Annotated in this window: 18 protein-coding genes and 1 pseudogene; 13 read left to right on the top strand and 6 right to left on the bottom strand. The window is 29.5% G+C overall.

Annotation, left to right across the window (positions count from 1 at the left end; genetic code table 11):
• Positions 1 to 15: 15 nt before the first annotated feature.
• From T473_RS0113195 to pepT, 5 genes are all read left to right on the top strand, one after another.
• Complete coding sequence (locus tag T473_RS0113195; RefSeq protein WP_024622324.1) at positions 16 to 1,215, top strand: metallophosphoesterase family protein; 1,200 nt, start codon at positions 16 to 18, stop codon at positions 1,213 to 1,215.
• Between the two features lies 1 nt (position 1,216).
• Entirely contained in the window at positions 1,217 to 4,744 is a 3,528-nt protein-coding gene (locus T473_RS0113190) for an AAA family ATPase (protein ID WP_024622323.1), read from the top strand.
• Between the two features lie 142 nt (positions 4,745 to 4,886).
• Positions 4,887 to 6,137 (top strand): HlyC/CorC family transporter, encoded by a 1,251-nt coding sequence (locus T473_RS0113185; protein WP_024622322.1) that lies wholly within the window; start codon positions 4,887 to 4,889, stop codon positions 6,135 to 6,137.
• Between the two features lie 140 nt (positions 6,138 to 6,277).
• On the top strand, positions 6,278 to 7,327 hold the full coding sequence (ytvI, locus tag T473_RS0113180) for a sporulation integral membrane protein YtvI (protein ID WP_024622321.1): 1,050 nt from the start codon (positions 6,278 to 6,280) through the stop codon (positions 7,325 to 7,327).
• Positions 7,328 to 7,436: 109 nt separating this feature from the next.
• Positions 7,437 to 8,660 carry a peptidase T gene (gene pepT, locus T473_RS0113175; RefSeq protein WP_024622320.1) on the top strand — a complete coding sequence of 408 codons (1,224 nt, stop codon included), beginning with the start codon at positions 7,437 to 7,439 and terminating at the stop codon, positions 8,658 to 8,660.
• A 76-nt stretch (positions 8,661 to 8,736) separates the two neighbouring features.
• Here pepT and yfcE read toward each other — a convergent pair whose 3' ends face one another.
• The gene (gene yfcE, locus T473_RS0113170; RefSeq protein ID WP_024622319.1) at positions 8,737 to 9,303 is read right to left on the bottom strand and encodes a phosphodiesterase; all 567 of its coding nucleotides are present in this window, start codon (positions 9,301 to 9,303) and stop codon (positions 8,737 to 8,739) included.
• 28 nt (positions 9,304 to 9,331) lie between these two features.
• The gene (locus T473_RS0113165) at positions 9,332 to 10,132 is read right to left on the bottom strand and encodes an NAD(+)/NADH kinase (protein WP_024622318.1); all 801 of its coding nucleotides are present in this window, start codon (positions 10,130 to 10,132) and stop codon (positions 9,332 to 9,334) included.
• A 131-nt stretch (positions 10,133 to 10,263) separates the two neighbouring features.
• Between T473_RS0113165 and T473_RS0113160 the strand changes: the two genes are divergently transcribed.
• Entirely contained in the window at positions 10,264 to 11,166 is a 903-nt protein-coding gene (locus tag T473_RS0113160; RefSeq protein ID WP_024622317.1) for an RluA family pseudouridine synthase, read from the top strand.
• A gap of 36 nt (positions 11,167 to 11,202) precedes the next feature.
• Positions 11,203 to 12,206 (top strand): annotated as a pseudogene (locus T473_RS16890) (nucleoid-associated protein).
• A 226-nt stretch (positions 12,207 to 12,432) separates the two neighbouring features.
• Here T473_RS16890 and acpP read toward each other — a convergent pair.
• Positions 12,433 to 12,660, bottom strand: coding sequence for an acyl carrier protein (gene acpP / locus T473_RS0113150; RefSeq protein WP_024622316.1), 228 nt, complete (start codon positions 12,658 to 12,660; stop codon positions 12,433 to 12,435).
• Positions 12,661 to 12,825: 165 nt separating this feature from the next.
• Here acpP and T473_RS0113145 point away from each other — a divergent pair, with 165 nt between their 5' ends.
• Positions 12,826 to 13,260: a hypothetical protein gene (locus T473_RS0113145; protein ID WP_024622315.1), complete on the top strand. Its 435-nt coding sequence runs from the start codon at positions 12,826 to 12,828 to the stop codon at positions 13,258 to 13,260.
• 20 nt (positions 13,261 to 13,280) lie between these two features.
• Entirely contained in the window at positions 13,281 to 13,499 is a 219-nt protein-coding gene (locus tag T473_RS16885) for a hypothetical protein (protein ID WP_038300652.1), read from the top strand.
• 492 nt (positions 13,500 to 13,991) lie between these two features.
• Here T473_RS16885 and T473_RS0113135 read toward each other — a convergent pair whose 3' ends face one another.
• Positions 13,992 to 14,537: a DUF1697 domain-containing protein gene (locus T473_RS0113135; RefSeq protein ID WP_024622314.1), complete on the bottom strand. Its 546-nt coding sequence runs from the start codon at positions 14,535 to 14,537 to the stop codon at positions 13,992 to 13,994.
• 220 nt (positions 14,538 to 14,757) lie between these two features.
• Here T473_RS0113135 and T473_RS0113130 point away from each other — a divergent pair, with 220 nt between their 5' ends.
• Positions 14,758 to 14,970, top strand: a complete 213-nt coding sequence (locus T473_RS0113130) for an ATP dependent DNA ligase (protein WP_024622313.1) — start codon at positions 14,758 to 14,760, stop codon at positions 14,968 to 14,970.
• 768 nt (positions 14,971 to 15,738) lie between these two features.
• Here T473_RS0113130 and T473_RS17400 read toward each other — a convergent pair.
• The gene (locus T473_RS17400) at positions 15,739 to 16,260 is read right to left on the bottom strand and encodes a helix-turn-helix domain-containing protein (protein ID WP_024622312.1); all 522 of its coding nucleotides are present in this window, start codon (positions 16,258 to 16,260) and stop codon (positions 15,739 to 15,741) included.
• Positions 16,261 to 16,836: 576 nt separating this feature from the next.
• Between T473_RS17400 and T473_RS0113120 the strand changes: the two genes are divergently transcribed.
• From T473_RS0113120 to T473_RS0113110, 3 genes are all read left to right on the top strand, one after another.
• A complete protein-coding gene (locus T473_RS0113120) occupies positions 16,837 to 17,289 on the top strand; it encodes a DinB/UmuC family translesion DNA polymerase (protein WP_024622311.1) in 453 nt (150 codons plus the stop codon).
• Between the two features lie 220 nt (positions 17,290 to 17,509).
• Positions 17,510 to 18,040: a flavodoxin domain-containing protein gene (locus T473_RS0113115; RefSeq protein WP_024622310.1), complete on the top strand. Its 531-nt coding sequence runs from the start codon at positions 17,510 to 17,512 to the stop codon at positions 18,038 to 18,040.
• Between the two features lie 136 nt (positions 18,041 to 18,176).
• Positions 18,177 to 18,449 (top strand): hypothetical protein, encoded by a 273-nt coding sequence (locus T473_RS0113110; protein ID WP_152522316.1) that lies wholly within the window; start codon positions 18,177 to 18,179, stop codon positions 18,447 to 18,449.
• 226 nt (positions 18,450 to 18,675) lie between these two features.
• On the opposite strand, the gene T473_RS0113100 is transcribed toward T473_RS0113110, so the two are convergent.
• Positions 18,676 to 19,137, bottom strand: a complete 462-nt coding sequence (locus T473_RS0113100; protein WP_024622164.1) for a hypothetical protein — start codon at positions 19,135 to 19,137, stop codon at positions 18,676 to 18,678.
• Between the last annotated feature and the right edge of the window lie 140 nt (positions 19,138 to 19,277).

The raw sequence follows: 19,277 nt of genomic DNA, 5'->3' as shown, positions 1-19,277 counted from the left end.
TGGGAGGAGTAATAAATGAGATTTATACACACATCAGATTGGCATCTGGGTAAAACTCTAGAAGGTCACTCTCGTATCGATGAACAGGAGAAGTTTTGTGAAGATTTTATAGAACTAGTGGATGAAAAAAACATAGATTTAGTTATAATTGCAGGTGATATATACGACACATATAATCCATCTGCTCAAGCGGAAAGGTTATTTTACAAGACAGTATCTAGGCTTGCTGACAATGGACGAAGATGTGTATTTATAATATCTGGGAACCACGATAATCCTGATAGACTATCGGCGGCAGTTCCACTAGCTCTTGAGCAAGGAATAATAATATTAGGAAAACCAAATAGTTCGGCGGAGTTAGGTGAATATAAGAAATTTAAAATTATAGAAGCAAAAGAAGGCTGTACAAAGTTAAATATAAATGGAGAAGATGTTACAATATTATCACTTCCGTATCCAAGTGAAAAGAGATTAAATGATTTAATTGAAGATAACGATACTGAGGAGAAGAGACAGAGCTCCTATTCAGAAAAAGTTGGAAATATTTTTAGAGAACTAGAAAAAAACTTTGATGAGGAAAGTATTAATATAGCAGTATCACATATATTTATAACTGGTGGGGACAGCTCTGATTCTGAAAGACCTATCCAGCTTGGAGGAAGTTTGCTAGTTGAGAAAAAGGATTTACCAGATAGAGCCGATTACATAGCACTTGGGCACCTTCACAAGCCTCAGAAGGCATCAGAGTACTTCAGTGCATATTACTCTGGATCTCCTTTGCAGTATAGTAAAAGTGAGAGAGTGTATGCAAAAGGAGCCAATATTGTAGATATACATGTAGGCGAAGATGCTGTAATTGAAAAAGTATACTTTAAAAATTATAAACCTATAGAAGTATTTAAATGTAATGGAGTCGAAGAAGCGATAAAAATATGTGAAGAAAATAAGGATAGAGATATATGGTCATTTTTTGAGATAACTACTGATGAGGTTATTGACCAGTCAGATCTTAAAACAATGAAAGAGTTGTTAAAAGATATAATAGAGATAAAACCTATTATCAATACAATAGAGACAAAAGCAGAAATAGACTTAAAAGAAAAATCTATGGGCGAACTTTTTAAAGAGTTCTATGTATTTAGCAAAGGTGTTGAGCCAAAGGGAGAGCTTATGGATTTATTCATGGACATAATATATGAAGAAGGTGAAATCTAGGATGAGACCGATAAAACTAGAATTATCTGGTTTAAATAGCTATACTGATAAACAAATTGTCGATTTTGAAAAGCTTACTGAGAGGGGATTATTTGGAATATTCGGACCTACTGGAAGCGGAAAGTCGACGATACTTGATGCTATAACCTTGGCTATGTATGGAAATATTTCAAGAAATACCAAAGAATTTATTAATAGCTCTAGCAAAGAAACAGTCTTATCTTATGAGTTTGAAATAGGTACGAAAAACAATAAGAGAAGATATCTTGTAGACAGAAATATGGTTAAAAGCAAGACTGGAACAAAGACATCATATGCTAGGTTAGTTGAGATTTTAAATGATGGGAATAAAAATGTGTTGGCAGACAAAGTTGGAGAGGTCAACGAGAAGATAACAGAAGTAATAGGTCTTACAGCAAATGACTTCACAAGGTCTGTAGTATTGCCACAAGGAAAATTTAGCGAATTTCTACAACTAACTGGTTCAGAGAGAAGGGATATGTTAGAGAGAATATTCAACCTTGAGAAGTATGGAAGAGGTCTCTCTGAAAAGGTAAAAAGAAGAAAGAATTTCAATTTAAGAAATCTGTACGATATTAAATCAAAATTAACTCAGTACGATGAAGTGTCTCAAGAAGCTTATGAAAGTGTAATAAGAGAGCTTGAGGGACTAAAATTACTTGAAAAGAGTAATACTGAAGATCTAAATAAACTTCAGAAAATCTACGAAGAAGATAAAATTACTTACGATCAACAGAATAAACTAAGTATGTATAAAACTAGATTAAAGGATTTAGAATCTAAAAGAGATGAAATAAAAGAGAAAAAAATCTCTATAGAAAAATCTAAAAAAGCTTCGATGATAGAGCCTCATATAATTTACTTTGAAAATCTAAATAAGAAAATAGCTGAAGACTCAAATAAACTTGATGTATACGAAAAGGACAGTGTATTTTTAAAAAGAGAACTTGAAAGTATAAAATATAGATATGATGAAATTTTAAAATCAAAATTTGATGATATTCCTAAAATGAGCCAAGAAAAGATAAGATTAGAATACGGTTTAAAATTGGAGAATGAATTACAAACTATTGAAGAAGAAATTAAAAAACTCGTTTCGGATAAAAATGAATACAGTAATTCAAAAGTTATTTTGGAAAAAAGGAACTCTGAATTAGAAGCAAATTTAAAATCAATAGTTAATAATATTGAGAGGTTAGAAAATCAACTCGAAGAGATATCTATAAGTGTTGACTTAAAACAAAAGATATTTTATTCATACGATATGGAAAAAGAATATAATAAAGTATCAGAAGAAAAAAAGATTAAGTCTTTAAAGCTTGATAATCTATTGAAAGAATATGATGAGTTTAAATCTAACTATAAATATATGCAAAGGAATAAAAAGGATATACTAAGTGAACTTGAAAGTAAGGAATCTCATTTAGAGTTTATTATGACAAAATGTCCAGGAAGCAATGATGATATACTTGAGAAGTCAAAAAAAATAGTGGAACTTAAAGGATATGCCTTAAATTTAGATAAAAGTGAAAAAAGAAGAGATATATTGAAAGATGAAGTAAATGAAATTTTAGAGAGCATATTTAAATTAGGAAAAGAGATTTCAGAGTTTAGAACTGAGAAAGAAAAAATAGAAGAAAAGAAGTTTGAATTAGAGGAAGAAATAGATAACTTTAAGATTTTAAATCAAGCTACGAGATTCAGGAAAAATCTAAAAGAAGGAAGTCCTTGCCCAGTATGTGGTTCATTAGAACACAGAGAGGTAGAATCGGTAAATTATGATCCGAAAATAGAATTTCTTGAAAATAAACTGGATAAAATGAATATACAACATAAAGAAGTAAAAGATAAAATTGAGAGATTATCCCTTAAACAAAACTCACTTGAATACGCGCATAAGCTAAAATCTGAGGAATTTGAAAATATCAAATTAAATATTGGAGATAATAACTCTAGTAGAATATTTTTATCTATTGAACAAGAGAAAAAAAGCTTAGATATGTTTAAAGTAAGCTTTGAAAATTGGCAGAATGATAAGCAAGAATGTGAAAAAAAGATATTGGAGCTAAAGGATAGAAAAAATAATGTTGATATTGAAGAATCCAAATTAGATGAAGGAATAAGCAGTAAAGGAAAAGTTATAGAAGAGTTAAAAAATGAAGTTGAAGTTATTGAGAATAAATACACTAGTTTGAAAAATGAATACCTGAGTATTAAGACGTCGCTAAGGGTAGAGAGTTTTGGCGAAAAAGTTGAAGAGATAAAAGAAAATGAAAAAGAAATAGAAAGACTTAGTGCATCACTTACAGTGCTTAAATTGGATAAAGAATCTATAGAAAAAGATTTAAATGAATCTAAGAATAGATTTTATGAAGTAAATATAAATCTAAATAAATTAGAAGACCTGTATTTGGATAAAAAGAATACCCAAAAAACTAAGACTAGAGAACTTAGTGAAATAACTAAAGGAAAACCAGCAAACAGCTTACTTGATGAGATAGAAAGTTGTATCAAAAATATACATGAAGAAGAAAACTCTACAAGTAAAGAACTTGATGGAAAAAAAGAAGAATACGAAAGAAATGATTCTAATAGAAATATAATAAAAGCTAGTTTAGCGGAATCTAGGTCTGAGTATATCTCAAAGGAAGAATCACTTAAAGAGATTATTGTCGTAAGCGGATTCAAAGATATATACAAAGTTAAAGGTGCTATAATAGATGCCGATGAACTTTATGCTATAGAAAAAGAGGTTAAGGACTTTAATGAAGAAGAAAAATTTATCAATCTTAGAATTGGAGAATTGGATGATAAGGTTTTAGATAAAACTATAAAAGAAGACGATCTAGTGAGTACAAAAAATAAAATAGATAATTTAAAGCAAGATGTATCATCAATAGCTAAGAGAATTGGTGCAGGTGAAAATAAAGAAATCAATCTGAGAGAATCTCTAGAAAAAGTTAAGGTATTAACTGAAGAGCTAAAAGCAGTTCAGCATCAAGTTGATCTATTGGATGATTTGGATAGGACTATTCAAGGAAATAAGTTTGTCGAGTATGTTGCTACAAATCAATTGAAATATATTTCTTTAGAAGCTTCAAATAAATTAGACTCTATAACAAGAGGACGATATGCACTTGAGATAGATGAGAGACTTAATTTTGTTATGAGGGATAATTTCAATGGCGGGGAGAGAAGAAGTGTAGACACATTGTCTGGAGGAGAAACATTTTTAACTTCTCTAGCATTAGCTCTTGCATTATCTTCACAGATTCAGCTAAAAGGAAAAGCACCTCTACAGTTTTTCTTCTTGGATGAAGGTTTTGGTTCACTAGATGCCGAGCTTTTAGAGATAGTAATGGAGTCACTGGAGAGGTTACATGGAGATGAACTAAGTATAGGAATTATAAGTCATGTTGAAGAGCTTAAAAATAGAGTACCAATTAAACTTTTAGTAAATCCAAGTAAGAGTGGAGTTGGATCAAAGACCCATATTGAGTACAGTTAAATAGAAAGTGGATACAATAAAGTATTAAATAGATTAATTTATAAAATTTCCATAAATTATATAATTATGATATAATAATAGAAATATCGGGATAAGAGACTTAAATATTAATAAAACAAAGTAATTAGGAGTGTGGTAAAGATTGGAATCGCCCAATGATATAGCACAGATTGTAATACTAGCTTTACTACTTATTACATCTGCGTTTTTCTCAGCTTCAGAGACGTCTTTGATGTCTTTGAGCAAGATAAGAATTAGATATATGAAAGATGAGGGAGTTAAAGGAGCAAAATTAGTAAGCTCTTTAACAGAGAATTCAGGAAAGCTGTTGAGTGCAATACTAGTTGGAAACAACCTTGCAAATATAGCAGCTACTTCTATATCTACATCACTATTAGTAGGTATATTTGGATCACAAGGGGTAGTAATGGCGACAGCTATTATGACAGTTTTAATATTGATATTTGGTGAGATTACTCCAAAATCAATTGCAGCTAATGATTCAGAAAGAGTGGCATTATTTGTATCAAAGCCGATAAAATTTGTAATAACTTTTCTTACACCGGTTGTCTGGCTACTAGATAAAGTAACAAGTTTTATATTTAAAGTTTTTAGAATTCCCAATAAAGGAAACACAAGTTATGTAACTGAAGAAGATCTTAAAACAATGGTTAATGTAAGCCATGAAGAGGGTGTTCTTGAAGTTGAAGAGAGAGAAATAATAAACAATGTCTTTGAATTTGGAGATATGCAAGCTAAAAGTGCTATGGTTCAAAGAATAGACATTGTAGCAATAGATGTAGAAGACAGTTATGATGAAATTATAGCTTCATTTAAAGAAGAAAAATTAAGTAGAATGCCTATTTATGAAGAGACAGTAGACGATATTATAGGTGTTCTTAATTTTAAAGACATTATATTTTTAACTGATGAAGAAGTAGAAGATTTTGATATAAAGAACTATATGAGAACTCCGTACTTTACTTACGAATTCAAAAAAGTTGCGAGACTTTTAGGCGAAATGAAATTAGCTAAATCACAAATGGCAATAGTAGTGGATGAGTACGGAGGTACTTCTGGTCTACTGACAATTGAAGACTTAGTAGAAGAGATTGTTGGGGAGATAGAAGACGAATACGATGAAGATGAAGATGAAATACAAGTAATCAAAGAAGATGAGTACATTGTAGATGGAGGTACAAAAATAGGCGATGTAAATGTGCTTATTGGCGTAAAATTAGAGTCCGACGAATTTGACTCTATAGGAGGATTTATAATAGGGTTTTTAGGAAAATTCCCTGAGGAAAATCAAGTTATAGAGTTAGATGGAATAAAGTTCTGCATTGAGAGCATTGACAAGAATAGAATCAAAAAGATCAGGATATATACGTAATTAAGCGGTTGTCTCGAAATAGAATGCAATTTCTATAGTAAAGACAACCTTTTTAATAGAATAAACTTTATTATTTTTAAATAAGAATAAAAAAAAGGATTAAAAGCAAAAGAAAAATCATTATTAGAAAGGAGTATAAAATGCCAATTTTAGAAAAAGATTTTATTTACAAATTGAAAGGAAATGCTATATTTATAGTAATCTATTCATTGATATTTCTGTTTATATACAAAGCTTTTCCTTTTATTGCACCATTTTTCCTCGGAACGTTAATAGCATTTATGATCAAACCAATATCACAAAAAATGTTTAATAAATTTAAAATCAACAAAGGAATATCAACTTTGCTTTTGAGTTTTATTGCCGTTGCTCTAGTAATAACTCTGACATCTATGGGGGTTGTTAACTTGACTAAGCAGTTGATGATATTTATAAACAACGCATCAAATGGATCGTACTTGACTGATTTAGCTGCTGATATTGTGAATAAAGCAAATATCCTTATAAGCCAGGCTAACAGTATGGCAAACATTGATATTCAAGAACTTACATCAAAATTTAGCGGAAACTTAATGAGTATTTCTAAAAGCATTTTAGCAAGTACTATAAATTTAGCGACATCTATTCCGTACATACTTATGTTTACAGTTACACTGTTTGTATCTACATATTTTATAGCGAAAGATTTGGACAAAATGGAAGCAAGTTTTTACAATATGTTTACTATGGAAGTTAGAAAAAAGGTTTTAAATGTAAGAAATGAAATAGGGGCGTCTATATTTGGATATATCAAGGCATATGCAATACTTATGAGTATAACTGCAGCAACTATATTTTTAAGTTTCTTGATATTTGGACTACCGTATGGATTTGTTATAGGTATAGTAGGTTCGCTAATGGATTTAATACCTTTTTTAGGAATTATATCTATATACCTACCAATAATAGTCTATCATATTATGATAAAGAACTATTTTGTAGCGATAGGAATGACTGTAGTATTCGTATTAATATCTGTGGTTCGTCAGATACTAGAGCCTAAATTGATCTCAGCAAATATAGGACTTAGTCCTCTAGCAACTATAGCTGCTATATTTATAGGGATACAATTAAAAGGAGTAATCGGGATTTTATTTTGTTTTGGGTTTGTATGTATGCATAATATACTTAAAAAAGTGGGTATATTATAAGTGTAGCCCAATTTTTGATAGCAGTGTGTTATAATTGTTGTGTGATAAATATTAAACTTATTTATCGCACAACAATTTTTTTATTATATATAAGAAAGAAGGGTTTTAAATGGAGCAAAAAGTAGTAGAGAGATTATTAAAGTATGTATCTTTTCATACAACATCAGACTCAAAGAATGAAAATTGCCCATCATCAGAAGGACAGAGAACTTTTGCCGAGTATTTAGTTGATGAGCTAAAATCATTAGGGCTAGAAGATGCTTCTGTAGATAAAAACTGTTATGTAATGGCTACACTAAAAGGAAACACTGACGGAGTAGACACAATAGGTTTTGTATCACATCTAGATACTAATGAAGATGTAAGTGGTAAAGATATAAAACCAAGACTTATAAAAAACTACGATGGTAAAGATATAGTTTTAAATGAAGAACTGAATATTGTTACATATATTGCTGACTACCCAGAGCTTCAAGAATTAAAAGGTGACGATATAATAGTTACGGATGGAACAACTTTACTAGGGGCAGATGACAAGGCAGGTATAGCCGAAATAATAACTGCAATCGAATATTTAGTTGAACACCCTGAGATAAAACATGGAGATGTAAAATTAGGATTTACGCCTGATGAAGAGATTGGTAGAGGAGCAGACTTATTCGATGTAGAAAAATTTGGTGCAAAATATGCTTATACTCTAGATGGAGCAATCTGTGGAGAACTTCAATATGAAAACTTTAACGCGGCAAACGCTACCATAACTATTCAAGGCAGAAATGTTCACCCTGGAACTGCAAAAAATAAAATGGTAAATGCACTTTATATAGCAGCTGAAATATCAGAATTATTCCCAGCATCTGAAAGACCTGAGACAACAGAAGGTTATGAAGGCTTCTATCATCTAAATGGTTTAAACGGTAATGTAGAAAAAGCTACTATGGAGTACATTATAAGAGATCATTCAAAAGAAAAATACGAAGAAAGAAAGGCTTTCTTCAAAGAGAGTTTAGAAGGCACTAGTAAAAAGTACAATGGAAGAGTTGAATATCAACTAGACGATGTGTACTTCAACATGAGAGAAAAAATTGAACCGATTAAATTTATCGTAGATATAGCTGAAGAGGCCATGAAGGAATCTGGTGTAAAGCCATTATTAGTTCCTATAAGAGGAGGTACAGATGGTGCAAGACTATCATTTATGGGATTACCTTGTCCAAATATATTTACTGGGGGATTAAATTTCCACAGTAAAAATGAATGTGTTTCTGTAAATGCTATGGCTAAGGCTTCTCAAGTTATAGTTAAAATAGCTGAGAAATTTGCACAACGTTAATAATACACTAATAAATGGCAAAGCCTATATATTTTAGGTTTTGCCATTTTTATTAAACACTATAAAATTTATTTAATTATATTGATTTAATAGCTTCCATAGTATTTAAGTCTATAAAAACTATATCTAGTTTATTTTTCGTTTTATCGGAACCCTCTAAAACCTCTATTGTAGCAACTGAATTAGAACCATCTTTTGGAATAGATGTACTTCCTGGATTTAGGACTATTATATCTCCTAAATCAGTTAGTTCTTTTACATGTGTGTGACCTAATATTAGTACATCAGCACCCATATTTTTGGATTTTTCTATTATAGTTTCTTTTGGCTCTGTATATCCGTGATTTAAAATAAATCTAGTCTTATCAATTTGGCAAACGGCATAAGGGCTTTGGATTGGATGCTTTAAAACCATTTGATCTACATCGGCCTCACAGTTACCCTTAACAATTACTATATTTTTAAGTTGATTTAATTTTTCTATCATTGGTTTTGGATTGTACCCCACAGGAAGGTCGTTTCTTGGACCGTGGTAAAGGATATCTCCTCCATGAAACAGCATGTCGCAATCTGATAAAGCTTTCATTGCTTTATCGAAATACGTTAGACTTCCATGTGTATCACTCATAACTCCTATTTTCATATTTCTCCTCCGAATGTATCTTGATATATTATAAAAATTTTTCTGAAACTCTCCTCCAAAACTCATAATTTGGCAGTCTAAGTAGTTTTACTTTTTTATTAGCTAAATTAAGCCTAATTGAGTCTACCTTGCTAAATCTATGTTCAACTCCGTCAATTACTATAAGTGTTGAATCCTCAAATGTATTTTCAGGTGAAATTTTAATGATAGATTCACTGGATGCTATTATACTAGATGTAAAACATCTGTACGCATTAGTATTGATTGGATGTAGAGGAGTGATTTGTATTACTTCAAGACTTGTATCTACAATACTTCCTCTAGCAGAATAGTTGTATGCAGTTGAACCAGTCGATGTCGATACTATCATACCGTCACCGCTGAAATTTTGTATCATTCTATCATCAAAACTTAGGTTTAGGTGAATAACTCGAGATTTATCACCTCTCACAACCACTTCATTGACTGCGAGTTTTTTAAAACAAGAGTCCTTTGTTCTAACATCCGCTTCGAGAAGTGAAATATTTTGCATAATAAAATCTTTATTTGAGTAGGCTTCGACGAAGTTATCTATTTTGTCGGGGGATATTTCAGCGAAGAACCCTAAGTGACCAGTATTTATACCTATTATAGGAACATCTGGAAAATTAAAATCGTGTACAGTTTTTAAAAAAGATCCATCTCCACCAATCGAAATGATAAGTTCTGTATCAGGCTTTAAATCTGGATAAACGTCAAATCCTTTTGAACTTAATCTTTCTTCTAGGATTTTTTTAGTTTCTAGAGATTTTGCCAGTTCATTTGAGTTTACTGTAATAATTTTTTTCATATACTCACCTCTCTATGTTCTATCTTGTATTATAACACAACTTGTTTAAAATATTATTATCTATTCGACCTAATTTAGTGTAAAATAGATAATGTTACGATGAAATAAAATAGATGAAAGTAGGGGTTATGTTGTTCGATAAAGAATTACAGAAGTACAACCTTATGTCTTATAGAAATGAAGAGACTAGTATCCTCAAGGATGTGCTTTTAGATAAATTAAATTTTTCGGTGAGATCTCTTTCAAGGATGAAAAGAGAAAAGAGTATTTTAGTGAATGGTGAGTTTGAAAAACTGAATGCAAAATTAAAAAGTGGAGATTTGATAGAAGTAAAAATAAATGAAGACAAGGCAAACTTTGAGCCTCAAGATTTAAAATTGAATATACTTTTCGATGATTTTGATATTATTATGGTAGATAAACCTCCTTTTATGGTTGTCCATCCTACAAAGAGTCATGTAGACAATACTATTGCAAATGGTGTTACACACTTTATTGATGAAAAGGATGAAAATGTAAAAATAAGATTTGTAAACAGATTGGATATGAACACTTCCGGTCTTGTAATAGTAGCAAAGAATGCTTATGCACACCATGTACTTTCAGATGATATGAAGTACGACAAAGTTGAAAAGAAGTATATAACGATTGTAAAGGGAGTAGTAAAAGATGACAAAGGAGTAATAGATGTTCCTATATATAGATCAAATGATGATACTATAAAGAGGCTAGTTGATGATAGAGGTCAACATGCAGTTACACACTACAAGGTTTTAGAGAGACTAAAAGATGCAACAGTTCTAGAAGTTGAACTTTTTACTGGCAGAACACATCAGATTAGAGTTCATATGGAATATATAGGCCATGGTATTATTGGAGATGATCTGTACGGATATGTGGATGAATCTTTAATAACTAGACAAGCTCTACATGCCTATAGTTTGAAATTCGAGCAACCGAGAACTAGGGAAGTTTTGGAGTTTGAGTCAAATATTCCAAAAGATATGAAAGATTTAATAGACAAATTAAAATAATATAATAAAGATAAATTAAATATTTGGGGTGATAGAATGATAATTCATAAGTTTATAGTGCACGTACTAGATAAAAATAGCGATGTTCCAATTTTAAATGATTTTGAAGGTAAGATAAATCAAGAGGTAGATGGATTTTTTCAAAAAGTTATAAAAAGAGTTAGTAAGGATGATGATGTAAGGAAAGCGGTATTTAAGGATTATAACGATAATGTTATAAAAAATTGTTGCGAGCAGATGATATACAATGAAGATACATTTTTAGATAACTCTAAGGAGATAGCTTCGTATTTGTTTGAAATAATGAAGATAAATTCAGAGCTAGAATCATGTGATTTAGCAGTATGTTTGTACACAATAAAAGACGAGAAAAATATAGCTATACTTAAGCTGGATTACAAGAAACTTTACACTCATTCAATTGAATTTATAGATGACAAGTTTAATATTCAAATGGTAGCAAATGAAATAGGTATAACAGAGACTCAAAAACCAAAGCAATGTGCCTTTGTCGGTGTTAGTGGGATTAACGATGAGTACCATTTAAGACTTTTAGACAAGAATTCTGAAAAAGAAGGGACAGATACTAAATTTATAGCAGATTTTTTAAATGCAGAGAGAGTAGAAGATGATAAATACAAGACGAGAGTATTTAAAAATCTACAGAGAACTGGATAACAAATGCACTTGGAGAAAATATCAAAGAGGCAGAAGATGTTAGAAGTATACTAAATTACACATTAAAAGAGAAGCAGAGTATAGATTTAAATGAATTTGTAGAAAGTTCATTAAAAGATGAAGATAAAAAAGAGAGCTTTAAAGAACTTATGGAAGAAAAGGGATTAGTAGATAACTTTAGTATTGACAAGGAATGGGTTGAAAAAAAGCTTAAAAAGAGAGGTATAAAAACTGATAATGGATTTGATATCAAGGGAAACTTAACAGACTTTGAAGATCCTATGAAGTACAGTATGAGAAAAAATGAGAATGGAACATTTGATATAGTTATAAAAAATGTTACTTTTTATGAAGAAAAATAAAAAATTCTTCAACCAAGTAAAATACATACAAAAGCCACTTGAGTACATAACTAGTAAATAATTATTAAAATAGTTATAAAAAGTGTAAAAATATAATAAAAAAGGAGTCCCGCCAAAAGGAAGGACTTAACTAAAAAGAATCAATTGATTTGGTTATGCGACGTTTATTTCCGTATCACAGGAATTGGCATGGAGCAAACCAAACAATTGATTCTTTTTGCATCCATTAATTATTTTCTTCGATATACTTGCAGATATCTCCAATGTTTTTAAATTGTTCAGCTTCTTCATCAGGAATATCTATATCAAACTCATCCTCAAGTGCCATTACTATTTCAACAGCATCTAATGAATCAGCCTCTAAATCGTCTACTAATGATGTAGTTGTAGTTATTTCTTCTGTATCATCTAGCCCTAATTGGTCTGCAATTATTTCTTTTATTCTTTCAAACATATTAAGCCTCCTAAAGCAGTTTAATTAATTTAATAGTAGTTTAATATAATATAGGAAAATTTACAATATCAAATGGTAAAAATTATAAATATTTATTCAAAATGTATTTATTGTACGCTCCTTGAATAGAATTTATTGAGAATATTTTTAACTAAGGAGGAGTTTATGAAGAAGTATATTTTAGTATTAGCTTCATCTATTTGTGTATTTATTGTTATGATGATTAATCTGTACTATAACACTATCAATTTGGACATGCGTGTAATTTCAAAGCAACTAATAGAAACAAACGAGATTTTAAATGATTTGGTGACAAAGAAAGAGAGCGTATTAGATAAAAAGGATGAGTATATATCCAGGTTGATGAATATAGAAAACGAATTAGAAAATCAAAGTGTATCTTTTCTTATGAAGGATTATAAAAAATATAAAATAAAATCTGTTGAGAGTTTAATTGAGGCAATATCTTCTGAAAAAAGTGAAGACTTGAAAGTTATAAATAAGTACAATCGCCTAAGTAATAAAGAACTAGATAAGCTTATAAAAAACAATATAGCCAAAGTAACTTATTTGTCCATTAAAGAATTTGATGCCATATAACGTTTAAATATAGCCGTTTTATGAGGTGTATACTACTATTTTGCCAACGGAATTTACTTGCCGTAGGTAGATGGGAATTTAAAGCTAGAGCTGGAAGACAGAATTCTTGGGTTACAAGACCTGGAATAAGAGCAAGTAATAGATCTGGAAACTTTGTAGTAAAATTTAGTCAAACTATGCAACTTAACTATAGTAGTCATAGTACAGGTGTAATTCAGATAAGTATGGGTGATAGATAAAAACCAATTCTGGAAGATGTAAAGATAAATGAATGTTAATAAATTATAAAAAGAGCTAATTTATTTAAAATTACTAGCTCTTTTTTTATGCTTAAAACAACTCATCTTGACCATACTATTTTTAGGATGGTGATATTATGGATTATTATGAATATATTCGATGATAAAGGATTTAAACCAATGTTAATAGCAGAACATAAAGAGGCATTTGATTCTGATGATTATATATTTCTCAGCAAATTATAATTTGCCGAATGTTTTTCCATGTTGGGAATGACAATTTAAGTTCCATATTTTTACCTATCCTTTCTGTTTTATGGTTTTAATGAATCTTATTTGTTTGATGGTCTTACACGATGGGGAGCGACCTTTGGTTTCTTGTTTTTCTGCTTTCGTAGTATCACGTCCTTTCAAATAATTAGGTAAATAATAGACACCTCATTTTTTGAAGTGTCTACCTTTTACATATTCAATTTTTCATTTTAGATATCTTTATTTTTCTGTAAGTTCTAAAAGTTTTTTTGTTGTATTTGCATTCCTAATCGTAACGTTTTTATTTACTGATGAACTAGCAGTTTTTGACCATCTTGTTTTATTGAAAGTCTTCAAAGAAGCAGACCAAAAAATTACATTACCATAGTTATCAACCTTTTCATATTCAGGCTTCGCGTTACCAACTACTGCGAATACTTCTTCTACACTAGTGGGAGGAATTACGAAAATTGCATTGTCATATATTTCCTTATCTTCTGTATTCCACCACACTGGGGCATTTTTCAAGATATCTGATAACTCTTTTGCAGATATAACTGTTACAGGAATACTTAATTTAAATTTATCTTCGATTATAGATTCACTTTTTCTTATCAATTCGCTCTTATCTTGCGTATTGCTAGAAAAAATAACATTACCGCTATTAATATAAGTAATAACATCTAAAAATCCAATTTCTTCAAACGCCAGTTTCAATTCTGGCATTGATATTTTGTTTTTACCTCCTACGTTTACACCTCGTAAAAGTGCAATGTACTTTTCCAATAGTGATACCTTCTTTCATATTATATATTATCAATAGTATATCACATAGGCATGACAATCTATTTAAGCATATTTAACACTACTTCGTTTCTCCGCTTTTCAAGGATAATTCGTCGTATCAAAGCTCATTCATAAGTAGTAAATTAGTCACAATATAATGAAGAAAACGAATTGATATATAAAGGACATGTTATTCTAGTTGTAAGCCTTAGAAAGTTAAATGAGTACAAATATAAAAAGGGAATTACCGCCTATTAAAAACGTACCTTCTGGATCTGGAAATGAAGATGCTGTTTGGATAGAGCCTACCTTAGTTGCTACCGTAGAGTATATGCCAAATGATAGAGGGTCATTAAGACAGCCAGTTTTAAAAGGTATTAGAGAAGATAAGTTGCCGAATGAGTGTATTAATCTAGGCTTATCTTTTGTATAGTTATTTTATTATCTTCAAAAGTCACCTCAACCTCACGATTATCTTCGTTGATACCCAGACCATACTAGTATAAGAGTATAGTATGGATATATTTGATGAAAAGGAATTAAACCAATGTTATAGCAACATTAAATTATTTAAAGTATAAATAAATATTTTTAACATTAATTTAACTAATTTAACAATATTTATTGTTATAATAAACTTGAAAATAGCTATAAAATTACACATAAAGACATTCGTTATCATTTATATTGAGCGGATGTTTTATGTATTTGGAAATAAGAAAATAATAAATTTAAGTCTAATCAATAATATCTTTGACAACAGCATTACATTAAATAGAGCTAATTTATATCCATTGTTGTCTCGATATACAAAACATCCGTTTCCGATGCGGGTGTTTTTCTATTTCAACATAATAGTTAGTGTATAGTGTGAAATAACCATCTTTGACAATACTATACCTAAGAGGTGATAGTAGGATGTATTCGATAAAAAAGGGATAATTAGACTTATGTTAATAGCGGGATGCAAGAAGTTCTTATCGCTCTATAGAATAAGATAAATGAATACTAAAAGTAGTCTCTATAGAATTATTTTATAATTAACAAAGCTCTTATTTTATTTGATATAATACTTATGAGAATTCATACGGCAAGATGAATTTCCATTTTTGAGCTAAAAACATCCGTAACCCATGCGGATGTTTTTTATTGCTTATATTTTATAGATAAAATCAAATTACTTAAATGCAATATTAATCAATTAAAAGTTAAGTTTATTTGATATATCTAGTATCATTTTCAAAGACAAAAGATCAAAATTATCAAGATTATTATTTATTTTGCTTATTAAATCTATTTTTTTATCTATGATGTATTGGGGTTCAGAATTATTCTGGTTACCTTTTATATTATCTGCTCTATTTTCTGAAGCAAAGTTAATAAATCTATCTTCAGATTTTTGATTTTGTATCAACTCTTCTATTAATATGCTATAAACAGAATCCTTAATAGACGTATTATTTATTTGGGAATAATCCATAGCTTTTTTTAATATATAATTTGCAAATAAATAATATTTAGGTATTTTATCTGTTTGTACAATATCTTCTGTAGAAATTTCTAGTGAACTTGCTATTTTTTTGATATCTTCTTTGCTTGGAACTATTTCATTTCTTTCATATTTGCTAATTTTATTTATAGTTATAGATGATCTTTCAGATAATTGTTTTTGCGTTAACCCTTTTCCTTTTCTATTTTTTTGTATATTATGTCCTATGCTCATTTATGTCTCCTTATATTAGTCTATTTATTATTATCTTTTTACTTTTAATAAATATATAATAGAGTAAATAAACTAGTTAATCTATATTTATCGTTATAATAAATAACAGGATATATAAATAGTTCATATATCTATAATATTATCAAATTTATACTCAACAGAGTAAATGATGAGCTACAAAGGAACTTAAAGAGAATAGGTGAAAAAGGAATCAGAGAAGGTGAGAGCATTATACCGTCCATTTATTAAAATTTAGTCAATTAAATGCACTAGTTAATTTAACTAGTGCATTTGATTATTTACATTGAATATGTAATCCTTTTTAAATTGCTGCAATTTTTTGTTAATTTGGCCAAATGAACTATAAACGATGATGTTGAATTGCTGAAAATTTTATCTATTAACTACCAATTAACCCACGTTTAAATAGAAGATTTTAATTTATTACTAATATAGATTCCTCTCCTAACATAGAAGATTTAATCTATTACTCATAAAAATTTACTGATCATGCAAATTCCCCCTTTTTATTATTAATATTAAATTATATGCAATAAGCAATAAATAAGACATAGTTTGATATTATTTATATTATTTTTTATTTGTAGAAAGTGTACAGAGAGATTTAGAAAGCATGGTATCGTATGTAGTACAGTACAAATAACGATAAGAGACGGGACATTATCGTCATATGAGAGACAAGGACAACTTATTATCCCTTGTCACACAACAAACGAGCTATTTAATAAGGCTTTTGAGCTGTTTAAAATACATCATCAATCTTTTATACCTGTTAGAAAGTTAGGGGTTAGAGCATGTAACTTGTCCACATCTAACTATGTACAATTGAGCTTTGGTGATAATTTTAAAGAAATAGAGAAACACGAAAAGATTGATAATACTATAGATAAGCTTCGTTATAGATTCGGACATTATGCAGTACAACGAGGAATATCACTGGTTGACACCGAGTTATCTCATATAAATCCCACGGAAGATCATGTAATACATCCTACATCATATAGATAATATAATCGTAAACATTTTCCTATTTTGTTGATATACTTTCATTATATCAACAAGAGGCTTTTGACTCACCAGATTATATATTTGAATTAAAGTTGGACGGGATTAGATGTATATCATATTTAAATAAAGATATTATAAAATCAGATGTGTGCTAATATATATGTTATAAAAGATTATTATAAAATAATTTCTTGATACTAACAAATAAGGGGAGAATATAATGGAAAAGATTGCAGTCGTTTATGAAACAAGATATGGAAGTACTAAAAAATATGCACAGTGGATAGCACAAGATTTAGGATGTACATTAATTGAAACAAAGGATGCTACAGTAGAAAAGTTAAAAATTTTCGATACTATAATTTATGGTGGATGGTTACATGCAGGAAATATAAAAGGATTTAAGGTAATATCAAAAGATATTGATAAATTAAAAGACAAAAATATTGTAGTATTTTCAGTAGGATGTTCAACTGGTGAAAGAGATGAAGATATAAAARCTATTGAGGAAATGAATTTTAAAGRTTTACAGGATATAAAACATTTTTATTTAAGAGGTGCATTCAATTATAAAAATYTAAATATGATAGACAAAGTTATGATGAATATATTGAAAATCAAATTAAAGGGAATAAAAGAAGGAGATAGAGATGAGGATATTAARGGGATGTTAGATGCTTATATAAATCCAATGGACTTTACCAATAAAGATAATGTAAGGTCGCTAGTATCATACGTTAGAAATTTATAACTTCTCTTCTCTAAATTCAAATCTAACATCTATATTTAATTCGCTTCTAATGTAAATTTTAAAAAAAAAACACTACATAAAGCTGTGATTTTTTAGGATACTTGTCACACAACAAACGAGCTATTTAACAAGGCATATGACTGTTYAAAATACAKCATCAACCTTTTATACCTGTGAGAAGTTAGGAGTAAGAGCGTGTAATTTATCTACATCTAACTATGTACAATTGAGCTTTGGAGATAATTTTAAAGAAATAGAGAAGCACGAAAAGATAGATAATACTATAGATAAGCTTAGATATAGATTTGGCCATTATGCAGTACAAAGGGGGATCTCATTGGTTGACACAGAATTATCGCATATAAATCCCACGGAAGATCATGTAATACATCCTACAGCATATAGATAATATAATTGTAAATATTTTCCTATATTATTGATATAAATGAAAGTATATTTTACATTGGAGGGCTTATTATAGCTTTATTTTACTAGTATAAGAGTATAGTATGGATATATTTGATGAAAAGGAATTAAACCTATGTTAAGGTGTGGTTGAAGGTTGTTTTAGAGATAAAAATAAAGCCAAATGACGGAATATCTTTTGGCTTTTTAGAAACGGAATATGGAGCAACTTAATCATTCAAGCTTGCAGTAATAAAATTATATAAACTTGCATGCCTTATTTTGTCAGATATAATGATATAAATTAAGTCTCTATAACTAAGATTAGGCATTCCGAACATAATGAGTCTGTATTTCTGGATGCCCTCTAACGCTCTGATATATTCCGCCATAATTTCAATTTTAAAGTCTTCAGGTTGAGCAAATTCTCTTTCCACTATATTTACAACATTTCCTGTAAGTTCATAATATATATTTTTTAAGATTCTATTATGATTAATCCTATCTTGATGTATAGTTTCAAGGATATTCCTTATTCGATCACTCTGTCCTGGAGTAAATTCAGACTCTGGAATATTGTCAATTAACCATTGGTAATATCTATTAATTATCTCCTCGGATTCTACGGAGTTTCCTATTGTGTATATTGCATTTTCTAATTGAACAGGACTTGGGTAATTGTCTTCATTCATAATGGACCTCCTATATGTTTTACTATAGATATATGTTCTAATTAACATTTATGATACATAAATGAACTTAGTTGATATCACATTACATTATTGATCATACAACTTATTGGAAGGTGATAGTATGGATATATTCGATGAAA

Source organism: Clostridioides mangenotii TR (assembly GCF_000498755.1).
In the GTDB taxonomy this organism is placed as follows: Bacteria; Bacillota; Clostridia; order Peptostreptococcales; family Peptostreptococcaceae; genus Metaclostridioides; species Metaclostridioides mangenotii_A.
This window is presented reverse-complemented; position numbering and strand designations above follow the sequence as displayed.